The organism is Amycolatopsis sp. WQ 127309 (genome assembly GCF_023023025.1).
Taxonomy (GTDB): Bacteria; Actinomycetota; Actinomycetes; order Mycobacteriales; family Pseudonocardiaceae; genus Amycolatopsis.
Genome location: NZ_CP095481.1, coordinates 10,001,897 through 10,016,282 on the forward strand (window position 1 = coordinate 10,001,897; position 14,386 = coordinate 10,016,282).

Annotated in this window: 17 protein-coding genes and 2 pseudogenes; 9 read left to right on the top strand and 10 right to left on the bottom strand. The window is 74.0% G+C overall.

All coding sequences use genetic code 11. The annotated features are described in order from the left end of the window. Nucleotides 1-4: 4 nt before the first annotated feature. The gene (locus tag MUY22_RS43920) at nt 5-952 is read right to left on the bottom strand and encodes an NmrA/HSCARG family protein (RefSeq protein ID WP_247053570.1); all 948 of its coding nucleotides are present in this window, start codon (nt 950-952) and stop codon (nt 5-7) included. Between the two features lie 150 nt (nt 953-1,102). Here MUY22_RS43920 and MUY22_RS43925 point away from each other — a divergent pair, with 150 nt between their 5' ends. Beyond that, nucleotides 1,103-1,897 carry a cellulose-binding domain-containing protein gene (locus tag MUY22_RS43925; protein ID WP_247053571.1) on the top strand — a complete coding sequence of 265 codons (795 nt, stop codon included), beginning with the start codon at nt 1,103-1,105 and terminating at the stop codon, nt 1,895-1,897. A gap of 177 nt (nt 1,898-2,074) precedes the next feature. Here MUY22_RS43925 and MUY22_RS43930 read toward each other — a convergent pair whose 3' ends face one another. Together MUY22_RS43930 and MUY22_RS43935 are read right to left on the bottom strand one after the other, a co-directional pair. Then, nucleotides 2,075-2,260 (bottom strand): hypothetical protein, encoded by a 186-nt coding sequence (locus MUY22_RS43930; RefSeq protein ID WP_247053572.1) that lies wholly within the window; start codon nt 2,258-2,260, stop codon nt 2,075-2,077. 29 nt (nt 2,261-2,289) lie between these two features. Beyond that, on the bottom strand, nt 2,290-2,883 hold the full coding sequence (locus MUY22_RS43935; protein WP_247053573.1) for an HSP18 transcriptional regulator: 594 nt from the start codon (nt 2,881-2,883) through the stop codon (nt 2,290-2,292). A 108-nt stretch (nt 2,884-2,991) separates the two neighbouring features. On the opposite strand from MUY22_RS43935, the gene MUY22_RS43940 reads away from it, so the two are divergent. Together MUY22_RS43940 and MUY22_RS43945 are read left to right on the top strand one after the other, a co-directional pair. Beyond that, on the top strand, nt 2,992-3,783 hold the full coding sequence (locus MUY22_RS43940; protein WP_247053574.1) for an ANTAR domain-containing protein: 792 nt from the start codon (nt 2,992-2,994) through the stop codon (nt 3,781-3,783). A 66-nt stretch (nt 3,784-3,849) separates the two neighbouring features. After that, complete coding sequence (locus MUY22_RS43945; RefSeq protein WP_247053576.1) at nt 3,850-4,488, top strand: maleylpyruvate isomerase family mycothiol-dependent enzyme; 639 nt, start codon at nt 3,850-3,852, stop codon at nt 4,486-4,488. Between the two features lie 217 nt (nt 4,489-4,705). On the opposite strand, the gene MUY22_RS43950 is transcribed toward MUY22_RS43945, so the two are convergent. Both MUY22_RS43950 and MUY22_RS43955 read right to left on the bottom strand, forming a co-directional pair. Then, complete coding sequence (locus MUY22_RS43950) at nt 4,706-5,152, bottom strand: nitroreductase family deazaflavin-dependent oxidoreductase (protein ID WP_247053579.1); 447 nt, start codon at nt 5,150-5,152, stop codon at nt 4,706-4,708. Nucleotides 5,153-5,205: 53 nt separating this feature from the next. Further along, a complete protein-coding gene (locus tag MUY22_RS43955; protein WP_247064522.1) occupies nt 5,206-5,418 on the bottom strand; it encodes a hypothetical protein in 213 nt (70 codons plus the stop codon). A 113-nt stretch (nt 5,419-5,531) separates the two neighbouring features. On the opposite strand from MUY22_RS43955, the gene MUY22_RS43960 reads away from it, so the two are divergent. Genes MUY22_RS43960 through MUY22_RS43970 form a run of 3 tightly spaced genes read left to right on the top strand, consistent with a single transcriptional unit; the run spans nt 5,532 to nt 8,255 of the window. Then, nucleotides 5,532-6,836 (top strand): amidase family protein, encoded by a 1,305-nt coding sequence (locus tag MUY22_RS43960; protein WP_247053581.1) that lies wholly within the window; start codon nt 5,532-5,534, stop codon nt 6,834-6,836. A 7-nt stretch (nt 6,837-6,843) separates the two neighbouring features. Beyond that, nucleotides 6,844-7,653 carry a MerR family transcriptional regulator gene (locus MUY22_RS43965; protein WP_247053583.1) on the top strand — a complete coding sequence of 270 codons (810 nt, stop codon included), beginning with the start codon at nt 6,844-6,846 and terminating at the stop codon, nt 7,651-7,653. 23 nt (nt 7,654-7,676) lie between these two features. After that, nucleotides 7,677-8,255, top strand: coding sequence for a hypothetical protein (locus tag MUY22_RS43970; protein WP_247053585.1), 579 nt, complete (start codon nt 7,677-7,679; stop codon nt 8,253-8,255). On the opposite strand, the pseudogene MUY22_RS43975 reads toward MUY22_RS43970, so the two are convergent. Further along, nucleotides 8,252-8,506, bottom strand: a pseudogene (locus MUY22_RS43975) (ArsR/SmtB family transcription factor); the annotation flags it as partial. The gene MUY22_RS43970 and the pseudogene MUY22_RS43975 overlap by 4 nt on opposite strands. Before the next feature lie 27 nt (nt 8,507-8,533). Between MUY22_RS43975 and MUY22_RS43980 the strand changes: the two are divergent. After that, nucleotides 8,534-9,307: pseudogene (locus MUY22_RS43980) on the top strand (cation diffusion facilitator family transporter); the annotation flags it as partial. Nucleotides 9,308-9,356: 49 nt separating this feature from the next. Here the strand turns inward: MUY22_RS43980 and MUY22_RS43985 are convergent. Continuing rightward, nucleotides 9,357-10,550, bottom strand: a complete 1,194-nt coding sequence (locus MUY22_RS43985) for an MFS transporter (protein ID WP_247053587.1) — start codon at nt 10,548-10,550, stop codon at nt 9,357-9,359. After that, a complete protein-coding gene (locus MUY22_RS43990; RefSeq protein WP_247053588.1) occupies nt 10,547-11,335 on the bottom strand; it encodes a DeoR/GlpR family DNA-binding transcription regulator in 789 nt (262 codons plus the stop codon). Before MUY22_RS43990 ends, MUY22_RS43985 begins: the two co-directional genes overlap by 4 nt. A 123-nt stretch (nt 11,336-11,458) precedes the next feature. Here MUY22_RS43990 and MUY22_RS43995 point away from each other — a divergent pair, with 123 nt between their 5' ends. Continuing rightward, nucleotides 11,459-12,046 (top strand): TetR/AcrR family transcriptional regulator, encoded by a 588-nt coding sequence (locus tag MUY22_RS43995; protein ID WP_247053590.1) that lies wholly within the window; start codon nt 11,459-11,461, stop codon nt 12,044-12,046. Here MUY22_RS43995 and MUY22_RS44000 read toward each other — a convergent pair. Both MUY22_RS44000 and MUY22_RS44005 read right to left on the bottom strand, forming a co-directional pair. Next, the gene (locus tag MUY22_RS44000) at nt 12,043-13,146 is read right to left on the bottom strand and encodes a Gfo/Idh/MocA family protein (RefSeq protein ID WP_247053592.1); all 1,104 of its coding nucleotides are present in this window, start codon (nt 13,144-13,146) and stop codon (nt 12,043-12,045) included. The two genes, MUY22_RS43995 and MUY22_RS44000, sit on opposite strands and share 4 nt — an antisense overlap. After that, entirely contained in the window at nt 13,143-13,877 is a 735-nt protein-coding gene (locus tag MUY22_RS44005) for a sugar phosphate isomerase/epimerase (RefSeq protein ID WP_247053594.1), read from the bottom strand. The genes MUY22_RS44000 and MUY22_RS44005 overlap by 4 nt, the downstream gene beginning before the upstream one ends. A gap of 232 nt (nt 13,878-14,109) precedes the next feature. Between MUY22_RS44005 and MUY22_RS44010 the strand changes: the two genes are divergently transcribed. Continuing rightward, a complete protein-coding gene (locus MUY22_RS44010; RefSeq protein WP_247053596.1) occupies nt 14,110-14,313 on the top strand; it encodes a hypothetical protein in 204 nt (67 codons plus the stop codon). Nucleotides 14,314-14,386 lie beyond the last annotated feature (73 nt).

Genomic DNA, 14,386 nt, shown 5'->3' on the forward strand with positions numbered 1-14,386 from the left:
GGCATTACAGCCCCTTGAACGCGTCGTGGTGGGCGGCGAGCCAGGTGCCGAAGTCCTGCAGCCGCGGGTTCAGCTCGCGCACGGCGCCGGGGTCGCGCGCGCCGGCGAAGACGCTCTCGTACTCGGCGTAGTAGAAGAACATGTTGGCCAGGTCGTCGGCGCCCGGGAACCCCTGGGCGCGCACGGCTTCGACGCTGACCGGCCGGTAGGCGACGTCCTCGCCGAGCTCCTTGGCGAACGCCGCCGCGTACTGCTCGCCGGTCAGGTTCTCGCCGGAGATGCTGATCGTGCGGCCGACGAGCTCGGGACCGCGCTCGAAGACGCCGAACGCCGTCCGGCCGATGTCCTCGGCCGCGATCGCGGGCAGCTTGCGGTCGCCCATCGGCAGGTGCAGGGCGAGGACGCCGTCGTCGTCGCGGACCGGGCGGAAGAAGTCGAGGAAGGACTCGAAGTAGAACGTCGTGGACAGGAACGTGGCCGGCACGCCCGCCTCGACGAAGAACGCGTCGGCCTCGGCTTTGCCGTCGAAGTGCGGGACCTTGTAGCGCTCGTTCAGGGTCGGGACGCGGTCGTCGTCGAGGCGCAGGTGCAGCCGGGTGTCGGGCAACGTCGACCAGATGACGTGCTGCAGGCCCGCGGTCTTGGCGGCCGCGGCCATCGCGCGGGCCTGCTTCTGCTCGCGCTCGACGTCGTTGTACTCCCAGAACGCGCTGACGAAGTAGGCGCCGTACGCGCCCTGCAGCGCGGTCGTCAGGCTCGCTTCGTCGTCGAGGTCCGCGACCACGACCTCGGCGCCACGCGCGGCGAGCGCCTGTGCGGCGTCGGAGCCGGGGCGGCGGGTGATCGCGCGGAGGGCGAAACGGCCGGCGGGGTCGTCGAGGATGGCGCGGGCGACGCCGCCGCCCTGCTGGCCGGTGGCGCCGACGACGGCGATGATCTTCTGCTCGGTCATGGTTCTCCCCGGGTTTTGGTGACCGGGACATCCGGTCGTGAACCCAGGTAACCGCGGCGATGTTGGCGGCTTGTGCACGCGGCATGCACGCGGTTTACAAGACCTGCGCGGATTCCTAGGATTCGCCGGGCACGAGACGGGAGGTGCTGGATGGCGCGCCGCGCCGAGCGGGACGACGACGAGATCTCCGTCGCCGAGCTCTTGAAGGAGACCGGCGCCACGGCGCGGCCCTTGACCGGCGGTTCCCTGCCGCCGCGAGCGCCGCTGCCCGACGGGTTGTCGCCCGCGGAGCACGTGGACCGGATCGAGCAGCGAGCCCGGGAAGCCGCCGCCGCGCAGCAGCGGGCCGGGGCGCGGATCCGGTGGGTCAGCGCGATCTGCGGGCTGGTCGCCGTCGTCGGCAGTCTCGTCGTGATCGCCGTCACCACCAGCTCGCCCGGCCGGGAGGCGTCGCCCCCGCAGGTGCCGCTGCTGCCCGCGACCACCCCGAAGCCGGCCACGAGCACGCCACCGCCGCCGAGCCCGACGCCGATCCCGACCGTCATGGTGGGCCGGCAGACCGCCCCGTCGAGCTCGGTGCCGGCCCCGCCGCCACCGCCGTCGTCGAGCGCGGCCGCTCCCCCGGCGCCCTGCTCGGTGCGGTTCACCGTGCAGGACCACTGGGACGACGGCTTCACCGCGGCCGTCGCGATCACCAACAAGGGCGCGAAAACGCTCTCGCCGTGGACGCTGAGCTGGACGTTCGCCGACGGGCAGCGGGTCACGCACGGCTGGGACGGCGACTACGACCAGCGCGGCGGCCGCGTCACGGTGAACGCCGCCGACTGGAACACCACCCTCGCGCCCGGCGCGACCGTGACCACGGGCTTCAACGGCTCGATCCGCGGCGGCAACCCGGCGCCCGGCGCGTTCACGCTCAACGGCGCGGCCTGCGACGCGGGCTGATCGCTGGGATTGATCCGCTTCCCGTCCGGGTAGCCGCCGAAGATCGGCCACCCGGACGAGGAGATGCGATGACTCAACCCCACCACGAGACGAACGAAGACGACTCCAGCGGCAACCCGATGGACGACCGGACCGACGACGAGCGAGAAACCGCCGAGCCGGACGGGGACTGATCGCTCAGATCGTCTCCTCCGGACGCCGGGTCATCGTCGGCTCGGGGTCCGCGCTCCGGCGGTCGGAGTCGCGCAGCACTTCGCGGGCCTGGGCTTCGGGATCGGCGCTCTCGACGGCCTTTTCCTCGGGCAGCAGCTCGGCCCGGCCCGCGGTGCGCTCGTCGGGGTTCTGTTCCGCTTCTTGTGCCATACCCGCCTGGTACCCACGCGGACGGCGGCTCAGTCCCGGGAGCGGCGGTTGCCGGCGGCGGCACGGCGCAACCGGGCCGCTTCGGCGGAGATTTCACCCACCCGGGTACCCAGGTCGCCGGTCAGGTGCGGCCGGGCCGCGGCCAGCGGTGGCAGGAGGTTCGCCGGGTCGTCGTCGCCCAGTGCGACGCCGAGCCGATCGGCGCTCGCCTGCGCGGCCGGGGCCAGGCCGTCGAGCGCGCTCACGCGGCCGGCGAGCTGGCGCAACACGGCGGCGTTGCGCCGCGCCCAGTCCGCGACGGCCCGGTCTCCCGCCCGCCGGTCGCGCTCGGCGTCGACGCGGGCCTCGCCGGTCCGCTCCCCCGTGCTCGACGGCTGCAGCCGCAGGTAACGCCGTTCCGCGGCCTGTCTGCTGGCGACGCCCAGCGCGGGCGCGAGGGTCACCCAGCTGGCGCCGGCCGCCCGCGCTGCTGTGATCAGCTCCGGCTCCCAGCCGGCCAGTTCGTCCCGCAGCAGCCGGAGGCCGCTCAGCGCGGTGACCAGCTGGTCCTGGTCCGCGGTGCCCGCCCGCGCGGCGGCGACCGCTTCGTGGATCCGGCCCAGTACGCCGGCGGTCTCGTCCATGGTCGTCCTTTCGACGACAGGTATCTTGTCGTCGTAACGACGACATGCTAAAACCGCCGTGCTTGTCGACGCCAGAGTTTCGAGCAAGACGTCGAGAAAGGTTTCGAGGTGACCGGAAGACCCGCGGCCGACGACCAGGCGCCGCTGACCGCACTGCTGCAGGAGCTGCTCGACCGCATCGCGGCCGAGGTGCCGGGCGCGCTCGGCGCGGCCGTGACCATCCAGCACGGCGACGGCCCGTTGCGCGTGGCCGCCGCCCGCGGGCTCTCGGCCGCGTGCGTCCGGGCCCAGCTGGAACGGTTCGGTGGCCCGGTGCCGCTGGCTTGCCGCACGGGCGTGCCGGTGGTCGCCGCCGACGTCTTCGCCGACGAGCGGTGGCCCGCGCTCACCGTCAGCGGCATGACCGAGCACTACCCCGAGTTCGCGGCGGACTGGCTGCGCACCCGCGGGGTCGCCGCGCTGCCCGCCGCCTGGGACGCCGACGGCGGCCTGGTGCTGTCGGCCACGCTCGACCGCCCCGCCACCGAAGAGACCGTGACGGTGTTGCGGCGCTACGAAAAGCTCACGGCGATGGCGCTCGTCCTCGCCGAGTCGGCTTGGCCGGACCAGGCTGAGCAGATGCTGGACCTGCTGCAGTCGCGGGCCGCGCTGGAGGAGGCGAAGGGCATCGTGATCGCGCTGCGCCGCTGCAGCCCTGACGAGGCCTGGGCGACGCTGCGGCGGGCGAGCCAGGAGTTCAACGTCAAGGTCCGCGAACTCGCCGTCGCGCTGGTGGAGCTGATGTCCGGGGCGCCGGCGCCGCAGCCGGACGGCGAGCGCACGATCCGCCCGGGCAACGCGGCCCGCACCGCGGCCGAACAGCTGCTGCTGGTGTTCGACGGCGCGACTACGGCGTTGTAACACTTCCGGGCGCCGAGGCGACCTGCGGGCACCGGGACATCCCGGAAGGACACCCGGGAGGCCCCCATGGCGGACGCCAGTTCCTGGCCGGAGATCCACCGGGAACGCGCCGCGCTCGCCGACGATCTCGCGAACCTGCCCGCCGCGGCGTGGTCGACGCCGTCGCTGTGTCGCGGGTGGACAGTCCACGAGGTACTCGGCCACGTCGTCGCGACCGCGAAGCTGACGCCCGTCACGTTCTTCGCGCGGCTGGCCGGTTCCGGGTTCCGGTTCGAGGCGATGGCCGCGAAGAACCTCGCCCGCGAGACGGAGGCCGGCCCGGAGGCCACGCTCGCACAGCTGCGCGAGCACGCGAACGACACCACCGGGCCGCCGGGACCGGCGGACTCGTGGCTCGGCGAGATCGTGGTGCACGGCACCGACATCCGCCGCCCGCTGGGGCTCGAGCGCGCGTTCCCGATCGCGACGCTCGTGCAGGTCGCCGAGTTCTACCGGCGGTCCAACCTGCTGATCGGCGCGAAGAAGCGGGTCACCGGGCTGACGCTGCGGGCGACCGACGCGGGCTGGTCCACCGGGAGCGGGCCCGAGGTGACCGGGCCGATGCTCGCGTTGGTGCTGGCCATGACAGGGCGGAGTGCGGTGCTCGACGAGCTTTCCGGGCCCGGTGTCGACCAGCTGGCGGCCCGCTGCGGAACGGATTCCTGAGCGATCCGGCTCAAGCGGCCGGCTGCGCACGGCGATCTTCCCGCGCCCGGCGCCCAGCACCTCACGCCTCGCGGCGAGACGGGCGCCCAGGCGATCCGGCTCCAGCTCGGGTCTTCGGCGGATCGACGGGCCGCGCACGACGATCTTTCGGCACCGGCCGAGTACCGCGGCGCGCTGTCTTCGCCAGGCCGCCGGCAGCGCGCGGCGGAAGCGGCTCCTAAACGGGTTCGACACGGAACACCGCGATCCGGCCCGCCGCGTCGGCGACCGCGTCCGGGTTGGACGCTTCCGCCAGACCCGTTGTCACGTAACGGTTGCCGACACTCGGCGGGCTGGTCTCCACCAGCTTGCGCAGGATCGGCCGCCGCTCCTCCACTGGCACCTCGACCAGCCGGGCGGTGGCGGAACGGCGGCCGCGGGTCAGCGTGACACTGGCCGCGGCGCGCACGTTCGCCACCCAGGCGGCCTTCGGGTACGCCTGGATGATGTAGCGCTCGCCGTCCTGCGGGATGACGGCGATCGGGAAGGTGCGCGGGACGCCGCTGCGGCGCCCCGCGACCGTGAGCAGCTGCATCGGGCCGAAGGCGATGCCGAGCCGCTGGAGCCCGACGACGAGCTTGTTCCCGGCGTTGACCATCCGCCGGTAGTTCTGTGCTGTTGCCATGCCCCGAGCGTACACCAACTAGTACGGGACTCATATCATCCGAAAGCCGTAACTCAGGTCGGGTCGGGACCCGGTGCCGGCTCGGGCGGGATCGGATCCGGCACGGGCACGCTGCCGGGCTCGGGCGTCGGCAGCTCCGGGCCGGGGCTCGGCGGCACCGGATCCGGGCCGGGCGGTGCGGGATCGGGGCTCGGCCCGACCGGGTCCGCCGGGATCGGCTCGGGTGGTGCCGGGGGTGCGGTCAGGCGCTCCGCTGCGATCGGCATCGATCTCCCTCCGCCGTCCGTGGGTCGGGCGGCTGTGACTCCTGGTTACCCAAGACGCGCATCCGGGAACCCCGCTTGACCCTGACACCGTGTCAGGCCGTACTCCTCGGCCCATGACCTTCCGGACCGCCACCGAAGCCGCCGCCGGGATCCGCCGCGGCGCGCTCTCGGCTCGTGACCTGACCGAAGAACTCCTCGACCGCATCGAGGAGTCCCAGCTCAACGCCGTCGTCGAAACCCATCGTGACGTCGCGCTCGAAGCCGCCGAGGACGCGGACCGGGCCGTCGCGCGCGGGGCCGATCTCGGGCCGCTGCACGGCGTCCCGATGACCGTCAAGGACGCGTTCGCCGTCGAAGGCATGCACACGACCTGGGGTGAGCCGGCGTTCGCGAAGCACGTCGCGGACCACGACGCGGCCGTCGTCGAACGGCTGCGGGCCGCGGGCGCGATCGTCGTCGGCAAGTCCAATGTGCACCACATGCTCGCCGACTTCGGGCGGACCGTGAACCCGGTGTACGGCCGCACGCTCAACCCCCGCGATCCGGCGCGCACGCCGGGCGGCTCGTCCGGGGGCGCCGCGGCCGCGGTCGCGGCGGGACTGTCCTATCTGGAGTACGGCTCCGACCTGGCGGGCTCGATCCGGATCCCGGCGGCCTACTGCGGCGTCTACGGCCTCAAGCCGACCGCCGGAACCGTGCCGCTGCGCGGGTTCCAGCCTCCTGGGCCGCCCGCGGACCCCGGCCGGGACTTCCCGTCGGCGGCCGGGCCGCTCGCCCGCTCGGCCGCCGACCTGCGGCTCGCTCTCGGCGTTACCGGCGGGCCGGACGGCGCCGACGCGCACGCGTACTCGTGGCGGCTCGCGCCCCCGCGCCACACCCGGCTGGCGGACTTCCGCGCCGGCGTCGTCCTCGACGACCCGCGCTGCCCGGTGACCGCCGAGGTCGGAGACGCGCTCTCGGACGCCGTCGGCGCGCTCGCCCGCGCCGGCGTCCGGGTCACCGAAGGCTGGCCGGACGGCGTCGACCCGGCCGCCCAGGCGGAGTCATTCGGGTTCCAGGTGGAGCTGTTCTTCGCGATGCACGAAGGCGACGTCGCGGGCGTCGTCGAGCAGGAACGGCGGCGGCACGCTTCGGCGGCGGCGTGGGGCCGGTACTTCCGGGACGTCGACGTCTTCCTGTGCCCCACCGTCTTCACGACGGCCTTTCCCCACGACGGCGAGCAGGACCGCTACGACGACCAGGTGTTCTGGATCGCGCAGGCGTCGCTGCCCGGCCTGCCCGCGGTGTCCGCCCCGGCCGGGGGCACGCTGCCGGTCGGCCTGCAAGTCGTCGGGCCGGCGCACGAAGACGACACGGCGATCACGTTCGCCGAGCTCGCCGCGGCCGTCGCGGGCGGGTTCGTCCCGCCTGGGGAATGATCGGCGGATGTTCTCGATCGGGGACTTCGCCCGCCACGGCCGGGTGTCGGTCCGGATGCTGCGCCACTACGACGCGCTCGGGCTGCTGCGCCCGGCCCGCGTCGACCCCGCGACCGGCTACCGCAGCTACACCGCGGGGCAGCTGGCCCGGCTCAACCGGATCGTCGCGCTGAAGGACCTCGGGTTCACCCTCGAGCAGGTGCGGACGCTGCTGGCCGAGGAGGTGCCGGTCGAGCGGGTGCGCGGGATGCTGGACCTGCGGCGCGCGGAGCTGGCGACGGCGGTGGCGGAGAGCGCGGCGAAGCTGGCGCAGGTCGAGGCCCGGCTGCGGACGATCGAGGACGAGGGTCGCGCGCCGGCGTACGACGTCGTGGTCAAGGACCTGCCGGCCGTGCGGGTGGTGGAGCTGACCGGCGTCGCGGCGGGGTTCGCGCCGGAGGCGATCGGGCCGGTGGTCCGCCCGCTGTGCGCGGAGCTGGGCCGTCGGCTGCCGACCGCCGACGTGACGCCGGCCGGGCGGCTGACGTGCTACTACGAGCAGCGCGCGGAGGACGAAGTCGTGGTGCACGCGGCGATCCCGGCATCGGTCGGCTCGGGTGACCTGGCCGGCTTGGGCGTCGCGGACCTCCCGCCGGCGCGCGCGGCGACGCTGGTCCACCGCGGCGCGATCGACGGCGTGCTGCCGAGCTGGCAGGCGGTCGTGCGGTGGATCGAGGCGCACGGCCACCGTTCGGCGGGCGCGCAGCGGGAGCTGTACCTGGACTGTCCGGAGGATCCGGCGGGGTGGGTGACCGAACTGCAGGAGCCGATCGCCTGAGATCGTTGCTATCGTTCCGCGGCGTGACCGGACAATCGCTTTCCCTCGAAGAACTCCCGGTCGTCTGGCGATCGGCGATCCTCCCGCGGCAGTACCGGCCGCGCGGTCCCCTCGTCGAAGTCCACCTGGTCCCGGCCGCTCCGGGGACGCACCACGCGACGCCGGAGCTCGAGCGGACCCGCGGCGAACTCGCGGAGTCGGGCTTCGTCGGAGAGCAGCCCGTGCACGCCGGCTCGTCCGAAGACGGCGCGTGGGCGTTTTCGACGGCCGGGGAGTCCGGGCTCGCGGTGCTGAGCAGTGGCCAGCGGACGTGCTGGTTCCCTTTGCCGGAAGAGAGCTTCGACCGGGAGGCACTGGCGCTGCGGGTCGCCGCCCGGCTGACCGCGTTGCTGGCCATCGGCCTTCCGCTGCCGGACGCTCTCGCCCCGGCGATCGGGCTGGATCCCGTCGCCGCGACGACCACCGTCGCCACCCGCAGCGTGCGCAGCCCCGGCCGGATCCGGATGGGGACCGTGGCGGCGTTCCCGGCCGACGAGCTGCGCCGGACGGCCCGGGAGATCGCCGAGGACCTGGTGGCCCGGCTGGCCGCGCCGTTGAGTTAGTCCGCCCGCGGGTGGTGCGGCTGGGCGTGCGCGCCCGGGGGCAGGTCGCGGTCCAGGTGGTCGGCGTGGTGCAACGCCTGGGCCAGCAGGCCGCGGACGTGGTTGTCCGCTGCCGAGTAGTAGACGAACGTGCCTTCGCGGCGGCCCTTCACCAGCCCCGCCAGCCGGAGGTTCGCCAAGTGCTGGCTGACCGCCGTCGGAGCCAGGCCGGCCACCGACGACTCGCCCTGCAGCAGCGCCCACAGGACCTTTCGGTGGGCATGTCGAAGGTGACGGCCATGCCGGGACACGGGCACCGCCACTCGCAGTGGCGACCGCACAGCCACGACAGCGCCGACCGCGTCGACCAGGCCCTCGAGACCAGCCGGCGCGGGATGCGGGCGCTCGTCCGTGGTCGTCACCGGGTCGGTGGCGCTGCTGGGCGACACCATCCACAACTTCGCCGACGCGCTGATCGCCGTCCCGCTCGGCGTCGCGTTCCTGCTGGGCCGGCGGGCGGCGACGCGCCGCTGCACCTACGGCCTCGGCCGCGCGGAGGACCTCGCCGGGCTGGTCGTGGTGCTGGTCGTCGCGGCGTCGGCGGTGCTCGCCGGGTACGAGTCCGTGCTGCGGCTGCTCGACCCGCGCCCGGTCGGCCACCTGTGGGTGGTCGCGGCCGCCGGGGTGGCCGGGTTCGCCGGGAACGAGCTGGTGGCGCGGTACCGGATCACCGTCGGGCGCGAGATCGGCTCGGCCGCACTGGTCGCCGACGGCCTGCACGCGCGCACCGACGGCTTCACGTCCCTGGCCGTGGTGCTCGGCGCGGCCGGCGTCGCGCTCGGGTTCCCGGCGGCGGACCCGATCGTCGGGCTGGGCATCACGGTCGCGATCCTGTTCGTCCTGCGCGACGTGGCGAAGGAGGTCTTCCGGCGTCTGCTCGACGCGGTCGACCCGGCGACGGTCGAGCTGGCCGAAGCCACCGCCCGCGACGTCCCGGGGGTGCTCGGCGCCGGCCCGCTGCGGATGCGCTGGATCGGCACCACCTGCGCGCCGAACTCGCGGTCACGGTCGCTGACGGTCGAGCAGGCCCACGAGGGACTGGCCCACCACCGCTGACCGGGGTCACGACACCGGCTGCTCCACGGGTTCCGGTTTCGGGGTCAGCACGCCCGCGAACAGCGCCGCCAGGACGCACAGCACCACCGGGACCGCGAACGTGACGTTCAGCGGCATCCACCGCGTCAGCCCGCCGATCAATGCCGGACCGGCCAGCAGGCCCACGTAACCCAAGCCGACCACCCGGGCCATCAACGCGCCCGAGTTGCGCGTGTCCAGGTTGCCCGCCGCCGAGAACAGCTGCGGTACGCCACCCGAGAGGCCCAGGCCGAACACCGCCCAGCCGACCAGGGACAGCGGGATCCACGGGGCCGCGGCGGCCACCGAGAGCCCCACGGCCGCCATCGCCGCGCCGTAGCGGACGATCGCCGCCGGGCCCGCCCAGGCCGCGACGCGGTCGGTCAGGAAGCGGCCCGTCGTCATGGCCACCGCGAACGCGCCGTACGCCAGCGCCGCCGTCGAGGCCGAGGTGCCCAGCACCTTCTCCATGTGCAGCGCGGCCCAGTCGTTCGCCACGCCCTCCGAGAGCATCAGCGCCAGGGCCAGCGCGCCCAGCAGCCAGAGCAGGCGGCCCGGGGTCCGGCGGGCGGACGTCGGCGCCGGAGACGCCTGGGCGACATCGGCGGGCGCGTCGACCGGCTCGATCAGGAACCGGGCCGCCACCAGGGAAAGCACGATGCACACCAGGCCGGTGCCGGTGAGCGTGACGCCGGTCGGGACGCCCGCGCCGAGCGTCGCGGCGCCGATCACCGCGGCCAGCGCGCCGCCGATGGACCACATCGCGTGGAACGACGCCATGATCGGACGCGGGTAGGCGCGCTCCACGACGACCGCGTGCGAGTTCATCCCGACGTCGATCGCGCCGTTGCCGAAGCCGAACAGGATCAGCGAGAGCCCCAGCGTCCACCACGAGTTCGCGAACCCCGGTGCGCACAGCGCGAGGCCGAGGAACACCCCGGCCGCCGGGACCAGCTTGCGGTGCCCGAGCCGGTCGACCAGCGGCCCGGAGACCTGCATGCCGGCGAACGCCGCGCCGCCGAGCACCAGCAGCAACGCGCCCAGCGTGCTGTGCGAGATGCCGGTGGCGCGCTCGACGTTCGGGATGTGCACCACCCACATCCCCATGCCGAACCCGTTGAGGGCGAAGAACATCCACGTCGCGACACGGGCGGCGCGCGGACGGGCGGAAACGGTCGTCATCGGTTCTCCAGCGAGTCTGGCAAGGGGACAGCGACGTGCACGAGCACACCCCGCTCGGCCAGCGCCGCACGCTGGTCCGCGGGGGCACCCGGGTCGGTGATCAGGACGTCCGCCCGGTCGGCGGGGCACACGTGGGCGAGCGCGGCGCGATCCCACTTCGCGCTGTCGGCGAGCACGATCGACCGCGCCGACACCGCCAGGGCCTGCTGCTTGACCTCGGCGTCGGCGAGGTCGAACGCGGTCAGCCCGGCGTCGAGGCCGAACGCGCACGGGCTCAGCACGGCGACGTCGAACCGCAGCGCCCGCAGCGAGGCGAGCGTCAGCGGCCCGACCAGCGCCTGCTCCCCCGGCCGCGGCTCGCCGCCGGGCAGCAGCAGCCGCACGTGCGGGGCGTCGGCCAGTTCGCGGGCGGCGTGCAGCGACAGCGGCATCACGGTGACCGGCCGGTCGCGCAGCAACCGCGCCAGCTCCAGCGCCGTCGTGCCGCTGTCGAGGACGACGGTCTCGCCGTCGGCGATCAGCTCCGCGGCCGCGGCCGCGATGGCCCGCTTCGCCTCGGTGGACGCCGTGGCGCGGGCCGCGAACGGCGGCTCCACCCCGGACGGCGACGCCGGGACGGCCCCGCCGTGCACCCGCCGCAGCACGCCCCGGGCGGCGAGGTGGTCCAGGTCCCGGCGCACGGTCATCTCCGACGCGCCGGTCACCTCGGCCAGCTCGCCGACGCCGACCTGCTCGGTGCCGCGCAGCCGCTCGACGATGACCCGTTGCCGCTCCGCGCTCTTCACCCCGCGATGCTCGCAAGAACCACGCATTCGCACAACTGATTTGTTCGATCGATCACGCAGGTTGTGCGAAATCCGGCTGCGGCATGATGGGGACGTGCACGTCGCCGAGACCACCGCAGCCCCGTGACCGGGGGCTACCTGAAGGGCCGGATCCGCCGCGAGGACATCATCACGGCGGCGGCCGCGGCGTACGGCGAGCTCGGCTACCACAGCTCGTCGCTGCGGGAGATCGCCAAACGCGTCGGTATCACCCACGCCGGCCTCCTGTACTACTTCCCGACCAAGGAAGCGCTGCTCGCCGCCGTCCTCGAGCGGCGGGACGCCGACGATTCCGACCGCGAGCAGCTGCGCGTCCCGCCCGGGCTCGACGTCCTGCGCCACTTCGTCGCGCTGGCCGAGCACAACGTCCGCCACCCCGGGATCGTCGACCTCTACTCGCGGCTCGCCGCCGAAGCCGTGGCCCCGGACCACCCGGCGCACGACTACTTCGTCGAGCACTACCGGGCCGCGCGCGCGGGCGTGCGCGAGTCGTTCGAGGTCCTCGCCGCGCGCGGCCAGCTGCGCGACGGCGTCGACCCCCGGGTGGCGGCGCTGACCTTCATCGCCCTGATGGACGGCCTGCAGGTGCAGTGGCTGACCGTGCCCGGTGACGTGGACCTGGTCGGCTCACTGCGGTTCGCCCTGCAGAACCTGCTCGCCGTCCCGCTTTAGAGCGTCTTCTGGTACGGGTCCCACGCCGCCGGCAACGCGGGCGGCACAGCGACCACGCTGTCCACCTCCACGGGCTGTCCGCGGGTCAGCGACTCGTCGATGGCCAGCATCGCGTCGAGCACGTGGTAGGCCAGCTCGCCGGACGCGCGTTCGGGCACCCCGGCGCGGATCGCCCGCGCCAGCTCCAGCGTGCCGGTGCCGCGCGAAGCCTTGTGCCCCTTCGGTTCCAGCTCTTCGGGATCGTCCTGACCGAACAGGTGCAGCGCGGTCGCGCCGTCGAACCGGTTGGGGTCCGGGAGCACGGCGGTGCCGAGCGTGCCGGTCAGCTCGACGAACCCGGTGCGCTTCAACGCCGAGTCGAAGCTCAGCACGAGCTGGGCGGACCCGCCCGAGGCGAACTCGACCAGGGCCGTGACCGTGGTCGGCACCGTCACCGGGAACTCCGTCCCGGCGCGCGGCCCGGACCCGATGACGCGGGTGTCGCGCGCCCGGCCGCCGGCGCCGGTGACCCGGCGGATCGGGCCGAGCAGGTGCACCAGCGTCGTCAGGTAGTACGGGCCCATGTCCAGCAGCGGCCCGCCGCCGGCCTGGAACAGGAACTCCGGGGCGGGGTGCCAGCTCTCCGGCCCGGGCACCTGGAACAGCGCGAGCGCGGTGTTCGGCTGCCCGATCCGGCCTTCGTCGATCGCGCGCCGCGCGGTCTGCAGCCCGGCGCCGAGCACCGTGTCGGGCGCGCTGGCCACGCGAAGGCCTTTCTCCCGCGCGCGGTCCAGCAGCTTGCGGCCGGTCTGGCGGTCGAGCGCGAGCGGCTTCTCCGCCCAGACGTGCTTGCCCGCCTCGAGCGCGGCGAGCCCGACGTCGACGTGCGAAGCCGGGGTGGTCAGGTTGACCACCAGCTCGACGTCGGGGTCGTCGAGCAGCTCGGCCACGGTGCCCGACCGCGGGACGCCGTGCTCGGCCGCCCGCACCGCCGCGCGCTCGGTGTCGAGGTCGGCGACGCGCAGGACGCGAACGTCCGGGAAGCTCGTCAGGTTCTCGAGGTAGGTGCCGCTGATGACGCCGGCGCCGACGAACCCGACGCCGACCGGCCCGCCGGTCACTGCCCGGCGCCGGTCAGGAAGGTGTGACTGGCGGCGATGGCTTCGAAGAGGTCGCCGTCGAAGGCGTCGAACTCGACGACGCGAAGGGCGGTCGGCGCGGCGGCGAGCACCTCGGCGATCGGGACCTGGCCCTGACCGGCGGGGAGCTGGCCGGAGGCGTCGGTGGCGAGGCCGCCGTCCTTCACGTGGATCGCCTTGACGCGGTCGCCGAGCCGGCCCAGCAGGGCGGCCGCGTTCTCGCCGCCCGCGGTGGCCCAGTAGGTGTCGACCTCCAGCGCGACGGCCGGGTCGAGCTGGTCGGCGAACACCTCTAACGCGGCGCGGCCGTCGATCCGGGACTCCAGCTCCCACCAGTGGTTGTGGTAGCCGACTCCGACGCCGTGCTCGGCCGCCACCTTCGCGGCGGCGTTGAGCGCGTCGGCGGTCGCGGCGATGTCGGCCGGGTCCTGCCACTGCTCGGGCTTGACCAGCGGGTCGATCACCAGGCCGATGCCTAGCTCCGCCGCCGCGGCGAACACGGCGGCCTGGTCGGCGCCGATCAGCCGGGCGTGGGCGGTCGGCGCGGTCAGGCCGTTGGCCGGCAGCCCGGCCCGCAGCGCCTCGACGTTCTCGACGACGCCGTACGGCTCCACCTGCGTGAAGCCGATCGCGGCGAGACGCCGCAGGGTGTCGGCGGGATCGGCCGCGAACGCGTCGCGGACCGAATACAGCTGCACGGAAAGCAGGCTCATCCCCAGCTCCTGAGATCACGGTGGCGGACGCCCGCCACGGCTCCACAAGATTTCTACCACCTGGTCAAAATTCGCACCAGGGCTTTCCCGGTGACTCGACCGGACAGATCCGCGGTTTTCCCGGACGTCTTCGTGCGTGCCCCGGCTCACCGGCCGCGGGGGTTTTGGGGTGCTCCGGATGGGGCAGTAACGCAGCACGGGAAGGTCCGGACCGACGCTGGAGGTGCCGTCAGTGGACAGGACAGGGGACGAAGTGGACACGGGGGCGCTCGGCCACCCGGGGTCCCGTCGCGACCTGACGGAACTGTCCGAGGCCGCGCGCGATCTCGACCGGCGGATCGAGCAGCACCTGGCGCGGTTGCGCCGGGACCGCGCCGGACGCCAAGACGACCACTGGGACGACATTCCGGACCAGCGGCTTCGCCCGAGCGGCTGACCTCGCGTTTACCGCGGGGACGCGACCTACTACGCTGAGTGGCCCACGTCGCCCGCCGATGTCCTGCGAGGTC

What these genes read in the sequence shown, in the direction of transcription:
- MUY22_RS43920 (WP_247053570.1), bottom strand. Translation starts at nt 952, where the DNA reads ATGACCGAGCAGAAGATCATCGCCGTCGTCGGCGCCACCGGCCAGCAG.
- MUY22_RS43950 (WP_247053579.1), bottom strand. Translation starts at nt 5,152, where the DNA reads ATGGCAACAGCACAGAACTACCGGCGGATGGTCAACGCCGGGAACAAG.
- MUY22_RS43945 (WP_247053576.1), top strand. Translation starts at nt 3,850, where the DNA reads ATGGCGGACGCCAGTTCCTGGCCGGAGATCCACCGGGAACGCGCCGCG.
- MUY22_RS44005 (WP_247053594.1), bottom strand. Translation starts at nt 13,877, where the DNA reads ATGAGCCTGCTTTCCGTGCAGCTGTATTCGGTCCGCGACGCGTTCGCG.
- MUY22_RS43930 (WP_247053572.1), bottom strand. Translation starts at nt 2,260, where the DNA reads ATGGCACAAGAAGCGGAACAGAACCCCGACGAGCGCACCGCGGGCCGG.
- MUY22_RS43955 (WP_247064522.1), bottom strand. Translation starts at nt 5,418, where the DNA reads ATGCCGATCGCAGCGGAGCGCCTGACCGCACCCCCGGCACCACCCGAG.
- MUY22_RS43965 (WP_247053583.1), top strand. Translation starts at nt 6,844, where the DNA reads ATGTTCTCGATCGGGGACTTCGCCCGCCACGGCCGGGTGTCGGTCCGG.
- MUY22_RS43925 (WP_247053571.1), top strand. Translation starts at nt 1,103, where the DNA reads ATGGCGCGCCGCGCCGAGCGGGACGACGACGAGATCTCCGTCGCCGAG.
- MUY22_RS43985 (WP_247053587.1), bottom strand. Translation starts at nt 10,550, where the DNA reads ATGACGACCGTTTCCGCCCGTCCGCGCGCCGCCCGTGTCGCGACGTGG.
- MUY22_RS43960 (WP_247053581.1), top strand. Translation starts at nt 5,532, where the DNA reads ATGACCTTCCGGACCGCCACCGAAGCCGCCGCCGGGATCCGCCGCGGC.
- MUY22_RS43935 (WP_247053573.1), bottom strand. Translation starts at nt 2,883, where the DNA reads ATGGACGAGACCGCCGGCGTACTGGGCCGGATCCACGAAGCGGTCGCC.